The organism is Saccharospirillum salsuginis (assembly GCF_014651855.1).
GTDB lineage: Bacteria > Pseudomonadota > Gammaproteobacteria > Pseudomonadales > Natronospirillaceae > Saccharospirillum > Saccharospirillum salsuginis.
Map to the genome: position 1 here is coordinate 1 of NZ_BMXR01000002.1, position 19,011 is coordinate 19,011.

General features: G+C 56.6%; 17 protein-coding genes. 7 read left to right on the forward strand and 10 right to left on the reverse strand.

The features are described from left to right. Together IE111_RS03170 and IE111_RS03175 are read left to right on the forward strand one after the other, a co-directional pair. The coding region (locus tag IE111_RS03170) for a hypothetical protein (RefSeq protein ID WP_229805197.1) at positions 1 to 522 on the forward strand (522 nt) is incomplete at its 5' end. Further along, positions 516 to 1,256 (forward strand): PoNe immunity protein domain-containing protein, encoded by a 741-nt coding sequence (locus IE111_RS03175; RefSeq protein WP_189607057.1) that lies wholly within the window; start codon positions 516 to 518, stop codon positions 1,254 to 1,256. The genes IE111_RS03170 and IE111_RS03175, both read left to right, overlap by 7 nt. Positions 1,257 to 1,523: 267 nt before the next feature. Here the strand turns inward: IE111_RS03175 and IE111_RS03180 are convergent, their stop codons facing one another. The 5 genes from IE111_RS03180 to IE111_RS03200 all read right to left on the reverse strand — a co-directional run bounded on the left by IE111_RS03180 (position 1,524) and on the right by IE111_RS03200 (position 5,943). Then, positions 1,524 to 2,741, reverse strand: a complete 1,218-nt coding sequence (locus IE111_RS03180; protein ID WP_189607058.1) for a HEPN domain-containing protein — start codon at positions 2,739 to 2,741, stop codon at positions 1,524 to 1,526. 112 nt (positions 2,742 to 2,853) lie between these two features. Beyond that, positions 2,854 to 3,603, reverse strand: a complete 750-nt coding sequence (locus IE111_RS03185) for a DUF4145 domain-containing protein (RefSeq protein ID WP_189607059.1) — start codon at positions 3,601 to 3,603, stop codon at positions 2,854 to 2,856. A gap of 89 nt (positions 3,604 to 3,692) precedes the next feature. After that, positions 3,693 to 4,532: a hypothetical protein gene (locus tag IE111_RS03190; RefSeq protein ID WP_189607060.1), complete on the reverse strand. Its 840-nt coding sequence runs from the start codon at positions 4,530 to 4,532 to the stop codon at positions 3,693 to 3,695. A gap of 72 nt (positions 4,533 to 4,604) precedes the next feature. Continuing rightward, entirely contained in the window at positions 4,605 to 5,060 is a 456-nt protein-coding gene (locus IE111_RS03195; protein ID WP_189607061.1) for a hypothetical protein, read from the reverse strand. An 85-nt stretch (positions 5,061 to 5,145) separates the two neighbouring features. Beyond that, positions 5,146 to 5,943: a DUF6615 family protein gene (locus IE111_RS03200; RefSeq protein ID WP_189607062.1), complete on the reverse strand. Its 798-nt coding sequence runs from the start codon at positions 5,941 to 5,943 to the stop codon at positions 5,146 to 5,148. A 607-nt stretch (positions 5,944 to 6,550) separates the two neighbouring features. Between IE111_RS03200 and IE111_RS03205 the strand changes: the two genes are divergently transcribed. The 4 genes from IE111_RS03205 (at position 6,551) to IE111_RS03220 (ending at position 9,708) form a co-directional block, all read left to right on the forward strand. Continuing rightward, complete coding sequence (locus IE111_RS03205) at positions 6,551 to 7,333, forward strand: hypothetical protein (protein WP_189607063.1); 783 nt, start codon at positions 6,551 to 6,553, stop codon at positions 7,331 to 7,333. Between the two features lie 150 nt (positions 7,334 to 7,483). After that, positions 7,484 to 8,302 carry an AraC family transcriptional regulator gene (locus tag IE111_RS03210; protein ID WP_189607064.1) on the forward strand — a complete coding sequence of 273 codons (819 nt, stop codon included), beginning with the start codon at positions 7,484 to 7,486 and terminating at the stop codon, positions 8,300 to 8,302. Positions 8,303 to 8,379: 77 nt separating this feature from the next. After that, the gene (locus IE111_RS03215; RefSeq protein WP_189607065.1) at positions 8,380 to 9,303 is read left to right on the forward strand and encodes an AraC family transcriptional regulator; all 924 of its coding nucleotides are present in this window, start codon (positions 8,380 to 8,382) and stop codon (positions 9,301 to 9,303) included. Between the two features lie 33 nt (positions 9,304 to 9,336). Continuing rightward, positions 9,337 to 9,708, forward strand: a complete 372-nt coding sequence (locus IE111_RS03220; protein WP_189607066.1) for a VOC family protein — start codon at positions 9,337 to 9,339, stop codon at positions 9,706 to 9,708. Positions 9,709 to 9,774: 66 nt separating this feature from the next. Here IE111_RS03220 and IE111_RS03225 read toward each other — a convergent pair whose 3' ends face one another. The 3 genes from IE111_RS03225 to IE111_RS03235 form a co-directional block, all read right to left on the reverse strand. Further along, on the reverse strand, positions 9,775 to 11,034 hold the full coding sequence (locus IE111_RS03225) for a family 16 glycosylhydrolase (RefSeq protein WP_189607067.1): 1,260 nt from the start codon (positions 11,032 to 11,034) through the stop codon (positions 9,775 to 9,777). A gap of 20 nt (positions 11,035 to 11,054) precedes the next feature. Then, on the reverse strand, positions 11,055 to 13,631 hold the full coding sequence (locus IE111_RS03230; RefSeq protein WP_189607068.1) for a glycoside hydrolase family 9 protein: 2,577 nt from the start codon (positions 13,629 to 13,631) through the stop codon (positions 11,055 to 11,057). Between the two features lie 91 nt (positions 13,632 to 13,722). Next, on the reverse strand, positions 13,723 to 15,099 hold the full coding sequence (locus IE111_RS03235; protein WP_189607069.1) for a cellulase family glycosylhydrolase: 1,377 nt from the start codon (positions 15,097 to 15,099) through the stop codon (positions 13,723 to 13,725). 496 nt (positions 15,100 to 15,595) lie between these two features. Here IE111_RS03235 and IE111_RS03240 point away from each other — a divergent pair, with 496 nt between their 5' ends. Next, positions 15,596 to 16,324: a substrate-binding periplasmic protein gene (locus IE111_RS03240; protein WP_229805248.1), complete on the forward strand. Its 729-nt coding sequence runs from the start codon at positions 15,596 to 15,598 to the stop codon at positions 16,322 to 16,324. 24 nt (positions 16,325 to 16,348) lie between these two features. Here IE111_RS03240 and IE111_RS03245 read toward each other — a convergent pair whose 3' ends face one another. Further along, the gene (locus IE111_RS03245; protein WP_189607071.1) at positions 16,349 to 18,076 is read right to left on the reverse strand and encodes a formate--tetrahydrofolate ligase; all 1,728 of its coding nucleotides are present in this window, start codon (positions 18,074 to 18,076) and stop codon (positions 16,349 to 16,351) included. After that, positions 18,073 to 19,008: a methylenetetrahydrofolate reductase gene (locus IE111_RS03250; protein ID WP_189607072.1), complete on the reverse strand. Its 936-nt coding sequence runs from the start codon at positions 19,006 to 19,008 to the stop codon at positions 18,073 to 18,075. The genes IE111_RS03245 and IE111_RS03250 overlap by 4 nt, the downstream gene beginning before the upstream one ends. Between the last annotated feature and the right edge of the window lie 3 nt (positions 19,009 to 19,011).

Consider the following 19,011-nt stretch of genomic DNA (forward strand, 5'->3'; position numbering starts at 1 on the left):
CCCGCCCCCAACGGGCATCACTGGTTCCGAGGCGCGGACGGCAGCTACAACACCAAACGCAACCCCGGTTACAATGGCCCGCGCAAGGAGTACGATCACGAGGAACGGCGGTTTTACGAGAGTGGCAAGCACAAGACTACGCCCGGGACGAATCGGTTCAAGGCTGAGTTCGCCGAGGATGCTGCTTATGACTATATGGATCGGCTGGGGCATAAAGTGGTGCCCGGGTTCCGGCGACCGACTTATGGGCAACATGGCATCGATGGGATCTTCCTGAATGCCAATCCGCCGCCGACTTACATTGTGATTGAAGCTAAATACCACAAAAGTACATTTGGCTCGATCACTGGACCAAATGGCGAACGAATTAAGCAGATGAGTGACGAGTGGATCGTATCTCAGTCTAAGCACCAATTAAGCAAGCGGGAGCGACTGGCTATTCGACAAGGTGACTATGAAAAAGTGGGACTTCGCTATAGACCCGACTTGGGCAGAGTGGTTAAGGAGGAAATAACATGGTAATGAGACAAACTTCGTTTGCTGATCAAAACATGCTGGATGAATATCGCGCATTTATTGAAGAAGTAGCGATACCAACGTATGAAAATACCCTTTCCAATCCAGACCTGGATGAACGGAAAAGGAAAATAACCTCATTTTCCCGGTTTGAAGAGCAACTCGAACTTACCATTATAAAATATACATTAGGGTATGGTCTGGAAGAGGTAAAAGTCGAAAGCGAGAAGAGTGTGGCGTTTCTAAAGGAATATCTGGATGCCTCCAGTACTGAAATGGATGCAAGTATAAACCTTTACATGCTAATTGTATGGGCACTTTCAATTGCTTACTTACTAAAGGTGAATATATCTGAAGTTGGTGAGAAAATACCATTCCTGGAAAAGGATATGCTTGTCGGCAGGCTGTATAATGCGTTCGACAGAAGCTTTACTCCTTGCACAAATGTACTGTTCCCAGCTCTAAATGGTCCACTTTGCGATGCTTTAGGCCAGTATGATGACAAACAGCGGAATGCTACGTTAGATGGTTTTTTAAAGGGCTATTTCCAAGGACTTGAGAAGTACGGGGCCGGTTGGTTAGATAGCCACAAAGAGCTGGACCCTGAATACTATACACATTTTGGCTATTGGGTTTTTGAACTAGGCGCTTTGGTAGTCGATATAGATTGGGATGATTCAAAAATAAGCGATAATCCACTGTACCCCATTGAACTGGTCGACTGGCGACGGAATAATTGAGCTGTATGCACAGGGGATAGTATAGTGACTTAGGTTGTGTTGAATGATTGCAAAAACGCCAAATTGAGATTTCGGTCATTTATCAAGAGGTAGTTGTCGGTGGGCTTCACCCTCAGCTCAACTGTTTCGAATTTTAGCTTATTTAAATCAATACATGTGCGAAAATCTAAATTGACAATTTTCCCCTCAATGGGTGCTTCGGAGGTATATCGCATGCGTACTATTCGCGAGTTGACGAGTGTCCTAATTGACACAATGGTTAAGTTTTCAATCAATCTCTCTGACCTCAGATTCTTCAATGACAGATAGAATCTTATCGGCTACCTCGCGTCTCGACCTGCTATTTGTACCAGCAATGTATTTTTTAAGTTGAGAGATAATTACCGAGCGCACCCTAGTAAGTCGCTCCTTCTCTCTTCCCGAAAAGTCAGTGAATAATTGAGCACCAGCTCTTTCTAGCCAACTATCAAGTAACTCCTCATCATTCTCGAACATGCTAACGATCAATTCCGGATTAGAAGTAAGAGCAACCTCAAAGAAATCGGTCAACTCCAACCAAACCGCACCATCGCGGTTTTTCCACGCCTCTTTTAGCCTATCTAATGCTGGTTGGCATTTTTTAAGGTCGCCTTCTTTCAGTAATTGAATAACCTTATACCGGTTCCTTTCAAGCCATTCATACCCAGAGGAAGATGAGACGGCATCAAGCTTTGCGAGCAACTCCCTAGAGATATGCAAAACCCGATTAGCTGACTGTTTGTCAATTGTATCGATTAAGTGGACAGATTCATTTCTCTTTTGCCTAATTTCATTTAGGAAGTTGATTTCTTCAGAGCTCAATATTCTGTTTCTTTCTGATAGTTGAACCAGCTCAATCATGGTTCCTTTTTTCGCTGAAATGCCCCTTGTTTCCAATAATCGCCTCAAAGCAGACTCCACAACTTTGCTCGACTCCAACACAGACATATCAAACATACCTATATCGGCAAGCTGCTTTGCTCTAGCAAGAATTTCAAAGTCAGCTTTCCGCTCTTGCTGTTTCTCGGCGGCTAAGAATTTTGACTTAATAGATCTCCGTAGAAATGAGTAGATCATGCTGGCTAAAATACTTGTGAGTACGCCGGTTAGGAAGTTAATCGCGTATTCCGGGATTTGACTGACATACGACCCAATGTAGCTTAGGCTTATAGTTATTAACCAGAACGCCAAAAAAACTGGGGGCGTCGCCAATGCGACTGAATAACAAGCATCGCTAATAGCAACAAGAGATTTAATGTGCCTGGAAGATGCAAACTGAAGTGAGATAAAGTATACCGCCAAACCCAAAAAGGCAGTCAAAAATATGTATGCATATCCAATGGTGATTTTTAACTGAAATATGCTAAATCCAACGTCGGAGTTAGAGTCGACCAGCGGCTTAAACGCGAATACTGCAGCGAGAAGCCCGATGGTAAACCCAACTTTAGTTTTAAAAAAATCATCCATATTGGCTCGTGATCCCTAAAAACGCATGACAGCTTTCGCGACCACGGAATGGAGCCGAAGACGCAATGTAGTGGGAGTCGCCGTTCCTGCACTGGTTATGTGCGTTTTCAAGTTAGCTTCCATTCCCGTCGCGCTCATTAATATGCTGCTTTGTTTCATCAGGAACGACTTCAGAATATAGAAGTTCAAGTTCCTTTGGTTTGGAGATCATCTCGTCAGCGATAAAATTTAAGACGTGAAATAGCTTTAGTGCGATCTCCCTTCCATCATTCATATCTATCTGCCCAGGGTGCACAGAGTTGTTGCCAACTACCCTCAAAAGATCAAGCGCCTGTTGAATTTTCGGGCTAAGTCCATCAGAAACAAGTTCCTTGATGTCACTGTTGATATTCTTTCCGGACTTTCCAAGCTGCTTTAACAATAACTGCAACCCCAGCCTGAGCAATGCGGTCGCACCGCGTGGGGAGTCACCAACTATACTGGCTGCTTCCAAATATAATGATTGTATATCTTCATCCATGTCTGAATTTGGGGGAGCGACTGGAATATTAGGTGGGAACACAAGCTTGCCCTCAACCCAAAGCGTGAATTTATCGCAAGAACTACATGTTGCGACAGAGAACCCAGGTGGGACGAAATCCAACATATGTCGATCATTGGCATCGTTGACTTGTCGAATAAACTGCGCAATTGCCTTTTGCTCCCAGTCCGCGACAGTTCCACGATATTCGTAAAAAACGTGACTAATGATGGTGTTGGCAGACTTTGCTGCCTGCCTGACATCAAACCAAGTCTGCTGGGCAACAACCCTGCAATGGGGACACAGGAATTTTTTACTACCGAAGGTTGGGGCTACATCCATTTTCAACTCCTTACTCTAAAGAAACTTAACGCCAGTGGTAATGGGCGCCAAAGGAGCGCAGCGTAGTTGGCGTCCCGTTGACCACATGGTTAGCTGTACTCTGCAAACATTTCTCGTAGCATGGATTTTGTTGAGACATCTTGGTCTGTTTCCAAGTCATCCAAGACTTTCCGAAACGTGACCAACTCGACGCCCTCACCGGCAACCAGAGGGGCATCCTCTGGCAGAAAAAAGTAAACGGAATCAATATCACGTGCATGCCTCAAAAGTCGGAATTGTTTGTCCGAAAGGTCTGCAGCGTGTTTGCTATAGGTAACCTGACCAATAACCCTTTTCCCATCCCTATCGATGCCAAAAATATCGATATCCATTAGCCCTCTGCCAATAGGCAAAACGAGTCGCTCCAATTGCCCGGAACTGCGCAGCCATTCGTAGCAAAGAACCTCAAGTTGGCTTGGGTGTAACGAATTTACCTTGCGCGGCAGTGATCGTCCTTCCACAGCCGCTAACAGCGCCCCTTCCGCACTGGGCCATCCCGTTAATGTTGCCTGTCTCGGCTGGACACCAACTAGCAATGGGTAGTCGGCGTAAGGAACTACAACTGCACTACTCAGGGCAGCCACTTTGTAAATAAATGACTCGCCAGAGCTGGGATCATGGAATTCTTCAGAGAATATCTGAGTACCTTGCTCCAGGAACCCAACGAGCATTTTAGACCCATCTAGACGCCTATAATCAGCGCCGACAATAGCGCCGTCGTTACAGTATCCCCATAATCTTTCGAGTGCCTTTCGGCCTGCAGGATAGTAGTCAGAGGGGTTGGTGGAAAAGTCATCGTCATAATGCAACGCAATCAGCCGCCTCTCCCACAATTGGCGCAGAACGTGGGGAGTAGATAAACAGTTATGTCGAATGAAAACTGACTGCACAAATTTTCCTTTTTCAGCTAACGTCGGAATAAGCCGCCGTTTGGAGCGGCAGCGCAAAACGGTCGGCTTGATTTACTGGTTAGCGGACTGTCCAATCAACTCACAGTTCTTGGTAGAGAACTTATTTTCTGCAATCCGGTTCTGCTCTTCTGTTGAGAGCACCTCATTAGCGCTGCCATAAACTCCTTCCAGAACGTTTTCCGCAGCCGACTCATATATGCGCCCTAGAATGAAATCAGTGGTAGGTCCTTGCATGTGCCAGAGTACTCCCACAGGGACCTTCGAGGAAAGGTCTTCTTCACTAATTTCGCCTGACCTCACCGAGTCAATGAACTTCTTCCCTTCTTTGTATCCGAATTCGAAAAGCCGCTTTTGTTCTTCAGACCGTCCGATCTTTGCTGCTAAAACAGTACATTCTAAAGCACTAAAAAACGCCCGCCCGGAATCGGCTGAAGAGCCAGATGTTTCAGCCAACGCGTCGAGAGCCGGAAAAAGCAGAAACACTGCGACCAAAGCTACATTCTTCATAATCCTCCTAGACCGCTAACGCCTTGAATAGCCCGCCAATTTGGAGCGGCAGCGGAAAATTGGTCGGCTTAATTCACTGGTTATGTTACGTGCCACTTTCTAGCTCCCTAAAAACAGTGACTCGTTTGAGTCGATCATCCTGTAAATCGACGATACCGTCTTTTAGGTCACGCTCAAGCATTTGGTAAACATAAAATGGAGCTTCATCGTGCATATAAAATACTTCTTCGTAATCTTCCCCATCATCAGTGCCTTGAAGAATACCTGCTCCTTGAAGCCAATTTAGTGCTCGCGCCGGAAGATCACTACCACCAAAACCTGAACAGCAAAAAATGCAATGCATGGGTCTGAGAGAACCAATGATTGAGGAAAGGCGTTTTTCGTTTGACGACTGAAGCTGCTTGACGAAATGAGGATTCAGTATTGCGGTACCAAAGTGCCTAACAGTGGGTTTATAAGTGCGACACACCCACCCAGTTTTATACTTTTTCGTATCCCAGTTCGTGAACATACAGTAGAGTGGAATTAATCGTTTCTTTCTCGCATCGCTAATCAGTAGATCAGCTTGGTGTCCATTCTTATTCTTGTGGTGTAAGTGTTCGTATTTTTCAGAAGCTAGGTTTAGAACTTTCGCCTGAACCCTCATGCCGAGCCATCTCCCACTCGGACCGGTGAACCACCATTCCCAGTCTGCGCCATTCAAGGACTCATCATGTCTTGTGAAAGATTTGACGGCGATCTTTCCTGCGCCCCATTTCTTTATGTTGAGAATAATGAAGTCTGTTAATGACTCCTCTCCGATCTGATAATCAAGCTTTCTCGCCTCGCGCAGCTTGTTCCATGCCCAAGTTGAGTTTTTTATCGTGATTTCACCTAACTCCATATCTTAGAACTTCCTTGAACAAATAACAGCCATTTTTCATCGTCGCCTGCGCCCCTTATTCCAGTATATCGACTACGTGACATCGCAACCTCGTACTACCGCAACCCAGCACCACCGTGCCTGGAGTCAGCCCCAGAACGCCTTGCTGATTCATATCAATTCCGAAAAAACCGTCTCACCAGACGAGTATCCCCGGGATCAGTGTCTTCCCGAACGCATATCCCGACAAATATCCGGGATATGCATCGCACATGGACTCATGTTTAGTGCATTTTGTGACGGAGCGCAAGGATTGAAACGGATAGGAAGTCAAGTGTGTCCGCTCCTTCAATGAAGGCACGATTTAAGCAGTATAGCAGACGAGTAAACTGCTCTTAACTGCAAACTAAACTGCCCGCAAAATCCACCAAAAAACCGGTTGATTTTAACAGTGGTTCATGCGTGAATAGACGGATGCTCTCTGTGTTCAGAGAGCATGAACAGGAAGTAGAACGCTTAACAACGAAAGGTCGCACTATCGACGAAGTTGATCAATAAATAAGCGCTACCTCCGGGTGTTGGCGCACCCGAAAGTAGCTGACCACCACAGACTGAATAGGAGTCTATAATGGCTGATTGCAATCATACGCCAGAATCCCGCTCGTCCCAAATAAGTCCCACTGAAAACAGTTATCTCACTGTCTTGTCCCATCCCGTTCGCATACGGGACGATTTCTATTCCCTGAACGATCTGCACCAGGCCGCCGGTGGCGACCCGGCGCACCATCCCGACCGGTTTTTGGAAACGCCGCTGGCCCAGGCTTGGGAGGCGTGTTTGGTGGAGCGGGTTGGGGGGCGTGTTCGGAGTTCGGTCCCGTCGGAAGGGGGTGAGGTGGGTCGCGCACGGCGCCGATGTGCGGACCATGCGCTCCTACAGGGGTCGGTTTCGGTGTTTGCTCGGCGGGAGTTGGCTCAGGGGTATGCGTTTTGGGTCGGCGAGCGCTTTGCCTTGGCGGTGCTGCGGGCCTTGGAAGACCGGCCCGATCCCGCTGCGCTCGATGCCAACCCCCACACGCGGTACGACCTGGGTTATGTGCGGGACTTGCGTTGGGATGAGGACCGGCCGGGCGATATCGCCTGGTGGGAGTACGATGGCCAGGGGGCGCTGACGGCGGAGGAAGCCGCCGCCCGCGGGCGGGATTTCTTCGAGCAAACGCGGCATCTGGCGCGCACCAACCCCGCGGATGCGGAAATGGCGCTGAAACACTGCCTGTTGCGCTGGTTCGAAGGCGGGTTTCCCGGTCGGGGGTTCCACCACTGCGAAATGGTCTTCTGCGACTGGCTGAGCCGCGCCGCCGTGGCGTGGATGGCCTCGAACGGTCGGGATGCGGTGCCGTTGGCCGCGCGGTAGCGGCCGTTTCCCCATTGGCGTACGTCCCGGGCTGTGGCGTCTCTCCTGCCCGGGCCGGCCCGGGCGCTTCCTTTGGCTTGAAGCGCCGGCCGGGGCCGGGTACCTTGTTTTTCCGAGGACGGTTTACCGTATAAACAATGGAGTGCGTCGATGGCCCCCGACCCCACCTTTTACCTGAAGCCCTGTCCGGCGCTGCCCTATGTGGAAATGCGTCGGGCGCGGCGTTCCCAGGCCTGTTATCACACGCACTCCCACGATGAGTTTTCGTTCGGTGTCATCGATCAGGGGCAGGCGTTGTACCGCAACGGGTCGGACCGTCACACCATCGGTCAGGGCTCCACGGTTACCATCAACCCGGCCGATGCCCATTCCTGCAACCCGGACGAGGGCGACTGGTCCTACCGCATGCTGTTTGTCGATACCGGCTGGATCGGTCGGCTGCAACAGGAACTGACCGGTTCCGGGCAGGACTATCAGGCCTTTCCCGCGCACTTCCAGTCGAACCCGGTTTATTTCCAGCGGTTCGATACCCTGTTTCGGCAGTTGGAAGCCGGTGCCGGTTCGCTGGAGGCCGAAAGTCTGCTCGTTGGCTACCTCGCCGGGTGTCTGGCCGAGGGATCGGCTCAACGGCACTACAGGACGGATTCGACCGGTCTCGCCCGCGTGCGGGACCGGATTCTGGACAACCTCGACCAAACCCTCACGCTGGATGAGCTCTCGCAGGAGGCGGGCGTCAGTCGCTATCACCTTATCCGTACCTTCAAGCAAACCTATGGCATGGCGCCACACGCCTATCAGCTGGATCATCGCATCAAGCGCGCCAAGCGATTGTTGCGAACCGGTCGGCCGCTGAGCGATGTCGCGTTGGATCTCGGCTTTGCCGATCAGGCGCATTTCCAGCGGCACTTCAAACAACGCCTGGCGATGACGCCGGGGCAATTTCAGTCGTTCAACGCCACGGTCGTCTAGTTGTTGTCGTTCCTAGCTATCCTGCATCCAGTACCACTTAACCGCCGCCCGTAGTGAACCTGCACAGGGAGCGCCGCATGAAATACACCACCGACCTGTCGTACCGACGCCGCGTGGACGCCGCCATTGCTTACATCCGGTCCAATCCCGGAGCGGATTTGTCGTTGAACACCCTGGCGGATGTAGCATCGTTTTCGTCGTTTCATTTCCATCGCATTTTCAAGTCCATTACCGGAGAGCCGCTGGGGCAGTACATCCAGCGCACGCGCATGGAAAGTGCGGCCATGGCGTTGCGGTCGAACCTCAATTTGAGCGTGGTGGAAGTCGCGCTGCAGCACGGCTACGAAAGCCCGGACGGTTTCAGTCGTGCTTTTCGCAAGGTGTTTGGCCTGTCTCCAAAAGACTGGGACCGGGATCGACCCCTGCAAAAGCGCAAGATCGGTCGGGAGCCGGATGCGTTCCCGGTTTACGATCAAACAGCGTTGTGTGAATGGGCGGACACCTACGGCTGGACACCGGAGGTGGTGACTCTGCCGGCCATGGGCGTCGCGCGCCTCCAGGTGACGGACGCCTATCGGGACTTTGAAGGCGTCATGGCGGCGTACGACCGACTCTGGCCCTGGTACGAATCCACACTGGCTCAACATGAGGGCGCTCTGTTCCTGGGGTGCTCGCATGACGACCCGGATCTGACACCCCTGGAACGCTGCACGTTCGAGTGGGCGGCCGGACCGGTGAAATCGGACGAGGTGCCGGAAGGTATAAGCGTCGCTCAATTACCCGAGCAAACCGTGGTTCGCATTCGGCTGCAGGGCACGCTGGAACAGGAGGATCAGATCTGGCAGTACCTCTACCGGGTCTGGCTGCCGCAAAGCGCTTACGAGCCGGCACACGCGCCGGCGATGGAGCTATACTGCGAACCGCCACATACCACGCAGTGGCAAACGTACGATCTATGGTGTGCGTTGCCTCTGGTGCCCGCGGGTGCGGGTACCGCGTGAGGGTTTACAACAACAACCGATGGAGAGTTAACGATGGAAATGGGTGCGTTTTCAATCAGCCTGGCGGTCAAAGACATTCACGCCTCGCGTGATTTTTACGAGAAACTGGGCTTCGAAAAGTTCGGCGGCGACATCGATCAGAACTGGTTGATCATGAAGAACGGCGATCATCTGGTCGGTCTGTTCCAGGGCATGTTCGACAAGAACATTTTGACGTTCAACCCGAAGTGGGACCACAACGCTCAGACGGTGGAGGGCACGCCGGATGTACGCGACATTCAGCGCGACCTCAAAGCCAAAGGGGTCAAACTGATCGAAGAGGCGGACGAGTCCACCACCGGTCCGGCCTATATCACGCTGGAAGACCCGGACGGCAATCCGATCCTGATCGATCAGCACGTCTGACCCGTGTCGGTTGCACACCACAACCGGTAACGTTTTAACCGGCTGTGGTGTGCTTGTACGTTCCCGTTACGGGCGCTGATACACCCGCACGTAATCCACCTGCATGGTTTGCGGGAATACGGTGGAACCGTCCGGGTTGCCCGGCCAGTTGCCGCCGACGGCCACGTTCAATATCAGGTGGAAGCGCTGGTCGAATGGGGCGGGGTAGGCGCCGTTGGACGTCCACCAGTCATTCTGGGTCTGGTAGTGAACGCCGTCGACGTACCAGCGGATTTCACCCGGCTCCCATTCGATGGCGTATTCGTGGAAGTGGTCGACTACGGACGTCGGCGGCGTGTAGGCTTCGCCGCTGTAGGTGTTGTTCGGCCATTCACCGCCGTAGTGCAGGGTGCCGTGCACCTCGTTACCACCACCGTTGTTCAGGTTCACCGCTTCCATGATGTCGATCTCGCCGCTGGCCGCCCAGCCGCCGTAGGCGTCGTCCGTCGGCAGCATCCAGATGGCGGGCCACAGGCCCTGGCCTTCCGGCATTCTCGCGCGCACTTCAACACGGCCGTAACGCCAGTCGCCTTTGTGTTGGGTGCGCAGCCGGGCGGAGGTGTATTCGCGTGTGCCGTCCGGGCCGGTGTAGCGTTCCTGACGGGCGGTGAGGGTGAGCACGCCGTTGGCGACATGGCTGTTCTGAGGCCGCGCGGTGTAGTACTGCAGTTCGTTGTTGCCACCGCCCCAGCCGTTCACTTCGTGTTCCCACTTACCGGTGTCGATCTGGTTGCCGTTGAACTCGTCGGACCAGACCAATTGCCAGTCGTTGTTCGAGTCGTCGTCCAGCCAGGTGAAGTCCAGATAGTTCAGGTTTTGCAGGTCCTCTTCGAAATACACTTCCACCTGATGCTGGCCGCTTGTCAGTTGGGTTTCGAAACTCACGTCCGTCCAGTTCTGCCAGCCGCCGGTGTTGGGGGCAGTTAGCCGGCCGCTGACGTCGGTGTTGTCGATCTTCACCCGAACGCCTCGGTTACTGTAGGGCGTGGCGCTGCGCAGGGTGATGCGATAGGTGCCGGATTGGTTTACCTGAATCGGATATTTCAGGTATTCGGACGCGGCGACCCAACCGACGTTGTGGCCGCCACCGGCATCGGTCGTGGGTTCGATGTCGACGTCATCGTAACGATAGGCACCGCCGCTGTTGCCGGTGGTGGTGTCGTAGTAGCTGTCGTAGTCTTCCGCTTCCAGTCGCCCCGGAATCTGGGTCGGTGCGGCCCAGCCTAATGTTGGGCCAAGCAACAGAATGGACACCAGGGTGCGCCAGATAAAGTGATGGATGTTCATGCGTTGTCTCCCAAAAATTTTCATGAGCATTGCGGACCATCGAGGTCCGGTGTCGGGGCGGGTTCGCCGTCGGGTTTGGAACCCTGCAGGCCGAAGCTGACGGATTGGCCGGGCTGGATGGTCCGGTTCCAGTCGAGGGGTGTGGCCGTGTAGGTCGGCCCCTCCGAGAGGGTCGCGTTCCAGTGGTTGACGACGCCGATGCCGTCCGGGAAGGTCCAGTAAACGGTCCACTCCTGAATCGCGTCCGGCCCTTCGTTGTTCAGCGTCACGGTGGCGATGAAGCCGGTGTTCCATGCGTTGTCGATCCGGAACTCACAACCGAGCCCGCCGTTCCCCGGTGATTTCACGGCAATCGACACCGTCGCCGGTTGGGAAGTGGCTCCCTGGTCGTCCACAACGGTGTAGGTGAATGCATCCGTTCCGGTGAAGCCGGCATCGGGCGTGTAGGTTCGCGTTGCGCCGGTGCCGGTCAGGGTGCCGTTGGCGGGGTCGGTGGTCTGGTAACTCTGAATCTCGCCGTCCGCGTCCTGGCCGTCCAGTTGAACGGTGAGGGCGGTGTTCTGCGGTGCGGTCAGTTCAAGATCGCGCGCGGTCGGCGGGCAGTTGGTGTCGGTGCCGCAGGGCTCGCCCGGTTCGGATCCCCAGAGCAGGGCATCTCCGTTGTAGAGGGCGATCTTGGGGGCGTTGCGGTAGGTGGTGTCGTACCCGTCCCAGGATGGGTCGCCGTCATTGCCCCAGTGCGGTTCATCGCTGTCGCTCGGCAACGACAACCGGAACTGGACCTCTTTGCGGTAATCCGACTGACCGCCGGGGAAGATGTCGACGCCGGTGAAGTCCACTTCCACGTAGTGGATGTTGTTGGCGGGGTCGCCCCAGGGCATCAGCGATGACACCGAGGTCGCCTGACTGTAGGCGGTGCTGACGGTGACATCCTCCGGCGTATAACCGAGGTCGATTTCATCGCTCAGGTCGACGAAGTAGCGGAACGTCATCTCATCGGTTCCGGTCGCCGGCCAGGCGGAGCGGTTATTCACCCGTGTGGCCAATTCGATGAAGCGCGGCCCTTCCGCGTTCACCTTGGCCTCGACGAAATATTCCAGGTCGCGTTCCTCGGCGGGCGGGAACTGATCGTCCGGAATCGGGTCGCCGCCGAAATCCAGCCAGAGCCGGGCGAGAGCACCGGTGAAGCCGGCGTTGTAATCGGTCGCCACTTCGTTGGCGATGTAGTCGCCCCGGTCGTCGCTGTAGTCGTCACCGGAACCCGGCCCGCCGACCAGCGCGCCAATCAGCAGATGCCGGCTTTGCTCGGGCACTTGCAGGCTGTCCGCCCAGGAGCCGTGAGCGCCCCGGTGGTGCGGGTTTTTCGGCCCGTCCGGCGCCATGCCGATCTGGTAGGGAATGCCTTCGGGGTTGTCGCCCATGATGTACCCGATTTGCCCGACCGCGAAGTCGTAGTAGGGGGCGATCTTCGGATGGTCCGGGTCGGTGCCCCGCAAGTAATCCGAATACACCAACGCCACAAAGGCGGTATTGGCGGCGTAGCGGGTGGCGCCCCAGGTATCGAGTTGCGCCAGGCCGCCTTCGGTGTAGGGCACACGTTCGCCCTGGTAACCGGTGGACCAGTAATCGAGCCAGCGTTCGGCATCGGTCTGGTATTCGGCCTCGTCGGTCAGCTGCGCCAACAGTACGTAGGAACCGTAGCTCTTGTCGTCCCAGGCGTGCGTCCATTTGAAGGACTTGATGTCGGACTGGGGTTCGGTGTTGAGCTGGGCATAATCGGCCCGGGCGTTATCCAGGTAGTCGGTATCGCCCGTGGCCTCGTACAGCCAGATCGCGGACCAGACCCATTCGTCCCGGTAGCCGCTCCAGGAGTTGTAGAACGACTGGGCGTCGGTGATGCAGTCGCTGTATTTGCCGGGGTAGGTTTTGGCGAAGTCGTACAGTTGCCGTGCGTGGGTGCGCAGTTGGTCGCTGTAGTCCGGGTCCGCGGTTTCGAACACCAGGGAGATGGCGGCCAATGCGGCGGCGGTTTCACCGGCGAGGTCGGACCCCGGACAGTCCGCATCGATCTTGAAAGCCGGCCTTTGGCTGGCGGAACGATGCGTCAGATGAATCACTTCCGGCGGGCCCCACCAGGCGTGGTCGGCCGAGCCCTGGCCCACCTGGCCGTACAGTTCGTTCGGTGCGGTGTGGGCGGCCATGAAGTAGTCCGCCACGAACCGCAGGTTGTTGCGGATGTGCGGCATCTGGCCGGTCTGTTCGTAAGCCTGCGGGTTCTCCAGAACGCCCCAGGCCAGCATGGTGGCGGAGGCGGCCATGGGGAACCCGAACTTGACGTGATCGCCGGCGTCGAACCAGCCGCCGGAGAGGTCGACACCGACATCCTGACCGTCGTTGAGGACGGCGTCACCGCGCCATTCGACCCGGTTCCAGTCGGGCAGGTCGCCGGCTTGTTGCGCTTCGTAAAAGTAGATGGATTTTTGCAGTGCTTCGCCAAGATTTACATCGGTCAATGTCGTATCGGCGAACAGCGGAGTGGACAGCACCAGGCTCAGGGGTAGGACCCACAGGCCGGGTTTGAGTGCATTCGAAAACATAGCGTTCTCCTTGTTTTCAGGGGTTGGGGCCGGTGTGATGACCGGCCGGGATGGGTCGTTCGAGTCCTTGCGAACGACAGTGACGGAATGCTTAGTTGAGCGGTGTGAACCGTATCCAGTTCAGGTTCCAACCGCCCTGGGGCGCGGCGATGCCAAGGTTCTGGCGACCGGCCGAAAGGTCGACCGTGGTCGAGACCGTTTGCCACTGTTGCCAGCCGCCGGTGGCCGGCACCTGAACCTGGCCGTACACGGGCAAGCCGCCAGCTCGCTCCAGTTGCACAACGCCCGGGTTCGACCAGGCGCTGGCGACGCGGAACTCGACGCGATAGGTGCCGGTGGTGGGGAGGTCGACATCGTGGTACGCGAGCCAGTCGCCGGCGTCCACCCAGCCGACATTGAGACCGCCGCCGTCATCTGAGGTGGACTCGGTCTGGATGCCGCTCATGTAATCGAAGGCTTCGGCTTCGATGTGAACCGTGCCGGTGTCGGGCGGTTCTGTGTCGTCGTTCCACTGGCTGACGATGGTTTTAACCAACTGGCCGGAGTCGGTCAGCGAGCCGTCCGGTCGCCAGATGGAGGCGCCTTCGTATTTGTCATTCCAGGCCCAGTTGGCGTGGCTGATGTGGTTGTTTTTGAAGAACGTCATCCAGCGGTCGGTCTCCGCGTAGTTGACCGCGCCATCGCCGTTGGCGTTGACCGTGCCCCACTCGGTGGCGAACAGGGCGATGCCGTTGTCGAGGGCTGTTTGGGCTTTATCGCGCAGGGATTGGCCGTGCGTGCCGGCGTAGAAGTGCAGGGTGTAGGCGATGTTCGGCCGGTCGATCGGGTTCCAGGAAGCGACATCGACATCCTGCGACCAGTTGGGTGTGCCCATGATGATCAGGTTGTCCGGATCGATGGCGCGGATGGTGTCGATCACCGACTCGGCATAGGGTTTCAACTGGTTATCCCAGGAGACGTCCAGGGGTTCGTTGTAGAGCTCGTAGATGACGTTGTCGTGGTCGCCCCAACGATAGGCGACCGTCTCGAAAAACGACTTGGCCATGGCCCAGTCTTCGTGGGCGTGGTGGCTGTGGTAGTCCACGATCACGTAGAGGTCTTCATCGATGGCGGCCTGGATAACGCGGTTCAGTCGCGCCATATTGCCGTCCCAGTCCCGGTCGACACCGCCGTCGGCGGCATGGCCGATCGCGGCGCGCACCAGGTCCGCACCGAACTCGGTTTTCATGGTGCGTACGTCGGCGGCGGTGTAAAAATCCTCGCCGCCCCAGCCGGTGTTGCTCCAGAACAGGCTGATGCCGGCCAGGCTGCGGGCTTCCCCGCCCACCAGAACCTGGTTGCCCTGGACGCTGAGCGGCTCGACGGCGTACGCCTGGGCGGCGCCCAGCAGGGTGGAAAGACACAGTGCGGCACGGCTCAATGAGCCCAGCCGGCGGCGGGTGGAAGGATGATGCGTTCGTAAGGTCATGGTCTTGATCCTTGTTATTGCTGTTTTCGGACCAGAGCGTTACGACCCGCTGGGGAACATCAGCTGCCTTCCTTGGTGGGCTATCCGGATCAGCGGTGGCTCTGCCTTGGGTGCTGAACGGATACGGCATCGATGGGTGCGCAGGGCTTCATCGATATTCGTATGTAACCGGTTACAGTTTGAGGGCTAAAAAAAACCTCCCGATGGAGGCGAATTTCCCCGTTTTGTTAGCTCAGGTTGATGCTATGGCAGTTCCGGGCACGACCTGAATGAAACCGGTTACCAGGTCAGAGTAGAACGCCTGGCGCGACTGTGCAAGGTCCCGATGCCCTCGAATGTGCAACACTGCGGCAGGGCGGTCGAATGCGGACACCTTCAACGTGCACGGAGCGCCCGGCTCGGTCCTGGTCTACAATCACAATGTGTACCTCATTCCCCTGTATCCATGCATCGCGCGGCGGGGAGGCCGATGAAAACGCTGCTGACTCTATTGCTAATGGCATGCGCCGGCGCGGCCACCTCGGACACTGTCCGCCTGTGTGGTGTTGAGTGGCCTCCATTTACTTATGCCGAGAATGGGAACATTGAGAGCGGCATATCGTTTCGGATCTATCAGGAAGCTTTTCGTCGTCTGGGTATGTCGTTTGAAGCGCACGCCTTGCCTTGGCCACGTTGCCTGAGATTGGTGGAGTTGGGGCACTATGACGCCGTGATCGACAATGCCGACCTGGAGCCGTTCGTGGCGGGCTCCCACCCGACGGCGTCCTACCCCTTGGCGATTTATGTGCTGGCCGATTTTCCGGTCGATGATTTTTCGTGGGACTTCATGCGGAGAAAACGCATCGGCATGGTGCGCGGTTACGACTATACCCCGACCATCGCCGCTTTCGAGGGGTGGCGACCCCGCTATTTCACAACCGATGAACAGATGTTGCGGGTCCTGCAGGCCGGGCGCATCGACTATGCGTTGGGCGACCTGTACAGCGTCCCCATTCTCAGCGAACGCATCGGGATTGAGATCAAGCGGTTGCGACCGCTGGTGGATTCCACCAACCTCTACTTGGTGTTCAACGCGGACCGGGCCGATTTGATGCGCCGGTACGATGCCGTGATCGGCCAGATGATCGAAGACGGCACGCTCGACGCCATTTATCTCGAGTTCATGCCGCTGACGTATTCCGACGTGATGCGTTTGAACGACGGGACTCACGCCGGGTTCGATTAACCTCGGTCGCGGTATCGGCAATACTCACGACAGTCCGACGATCAGCCCGTGTTCATCCAGCGTCATGTCCAGGGCTGCGGGTCGTTTTGGAAGGCCCGGCATGGTCATAATGTCGCCGCAGACGGCCACCACGAAACCCGCGCCGGCCGACAGGGTCAGTCGTTTAACCGGCAGGTCGTGCCCTTCGGGCGCACCAAGCAACGTCGGGTCGGCCGAGAAACTGTATTGGGTTTTGGCGATGCACACCGGCAGGTGGCCGAAGCCGAGCGCCTCGTATTCCTCGATCTGTTTTTGCGCTTCGCGAGTGAAGCTGACCGAACCCGCGCGATACAGCCGCGTCGCAATGGTGTGGATTTTCTCGGCCAGCGGCTGACTGTTTTCGTAGAGCAACTGGATGTCGGGCGTTCCCTGTTCGAGCCGATCCATTACGGCTTGGGCCAGTTCGGTCGCGCCCGGTCCGCCGTCGGCCCAGTGGCTGGCCAGAACGGCGTCGGTACCGAGGTCCCGACACAGGGCCGTGAGGGTCGACAATTCCTCGTCGCTGTCGGTCGGGAAACGGTTGACGCAGACCACCGGGTTCAAGCCGAACTGCCGCAGGTTGTCGATGTGGCGTTCCAGGTTCACGGCGCCCGCCCGCAAGGCGGCGACGTCGGGGTTGGCCAGGTCTTTCTTGCGTGCGCCGCCCTGCAGTTTCAGCGCCCGCACGGTGCACACCAGCACAGCCGCATCCGGCCGCAGACCGGACTGTCGGCATTTGATGTCGATGAATTTTTCCGCGCCGAGGTCGGCGCCAAAACCGGCTTCGGTGACGACGACATCGTTCAGGCACAAGGCCGCCCGGGTGGCCGTGACCGAATTGCAGCCGTGGGCGATGTTGCCGAACGGGCCGCCGTGAATGAACACCGGGTTGTGTTCCAGGCTTTGCACCAGGTTCGGGTTCAGGGCGTCTTTCAACAGCACTGTCATCGCCCCTTCGGCACCCAGGTCCCGCACCCGAACCGGACTGTGATCCCGCCGCTGGCCGATGATGATGTCGCCCAGTCGACGGTGGAGGTCGGATTGGTTTTCCGCCAGACACAATATCGCCATGAGTTCCGAGGCGACCGTGATGTCGAAGCCGGTTTCCCGGGGAATGCCATGTGCGGCGCCGCCGAGACCGGTCAGAGTGTTGCGCAACGAGCGGTCGTTCAAATCCAGCACCCGTCGCCAGGTGACGCGTCGCGGGTCGATGTCGGCTTCGTTGCCCCAATGGAGATGGTTGTCGATCAGTGACGCCAACAGGTTGTGCGCCGCCGTGATGGCGTGAAAATCCCCGTTGAAATGCAGGTTGATGTCTTCCATCGGAATGACTTGCGCACGTCCGCCACCGGCCGCCCCGCCTTTCATGCCGAAACAGGGGCCGAGCGAAGGCTCGCGCAAGCACACCGACGAACGCACACCCAACTGATTGAGACCGTCGTTCAGACCGACGCTGGTGGTGGTCTTGCCTTCACCGGCGGGCGTCGGTGTGATGGCCGTGACCAGCACCAGTTTGCCGTATGGCTGTGCGCTCAAATTCCCCATGTGAGTAAGATCGAGCTTGGCTTTGTAGTGGCCGAACGGCACCAGACTGTCGGCCGATAATCCCAGCCGTTGTTGCGCCAACGGCAGTATGGGTTGCGGCTGTACCGACCGGGCGATTTCGATGTCCGGTGTGCCGGGCGCGGGCCAGTCGGGCGTGCTTGGCGCGACGGTATCGGTCTGGGTGCTCATGGTCCTGTCTCCTGGGTGCGATTGAGTGAGTCGTTGTCACCGGCGGGGTCGGCTTCGAGGCGTCGGCTGTGCAGCCACTGGGCGGTTTTCTGCAGCCCCCCGAACGGAAACAGATGGAGCCCCGCTAAGGGTGAGTCCGGATGCCTGGCCCGGTAGTGCGCCAGGTTGTCGACCACGCCATCCGGCGTCCAGGCTCGCAGCAGTCGCGTCGTGCCCGGTCGTTTCAGGACCTGTTTGGCCGAGGTGCCCACTCCGCATTGGGCGGCATAGGCCAGCAGGGTTTTCAGTCCGCTCGGGCCGGGCAAGCCGACGTACACCGGCCAGGGGTGCAGGTCGGTCGCGTTGTCGTTCAGCCAGCTCAGTACTCGCTCCGCTTCGAAGGTGAACTGGGTGACGATCCACAGTCGCGAATCGGTTTGGCGGGCGTAGTCCTGTTTGACCGCAAGGGCCCGTTTCAATTCGACGGGGGAAGCGACGGGATGGCCGTCCGGATGGCCGGCGATGCCGATGTTCCTGAAACCGTGACGGAGCAAAGCGCCGGACGCCAGCACGGCCAGGGTGTCGGCGAAGGGGCCGAGCGACTTGCCTGTGTCCCCGGCGATGAGCAACAGCCGATGCACACCGGAGCCGGCCAGATCGGACAGCCAACCGTCCAATTGCGCCATGCTCGACACCGCCCGCGCCGGCAGGTGGGGGATGGGCACAAAACCCTCCGCCAATAGCCGATGGCAAGCCGCCAATGTTTCGGAAAACTCGGCCTTCGGCAGAAACGGCACATAGACCGACAAGCCCCGGGGTAACATCGTGGACAGGGACGGAGTCCCCAGGATCTGCCTGGGCGTGGCTTCGAGGGAGGCGCCCTGAATCAGCCTGTTCAGAGCGCCCGCCGTCGTATCGCCAGGCCGACCGTTTGCCGGCTCGGAGTGGAGCATGGT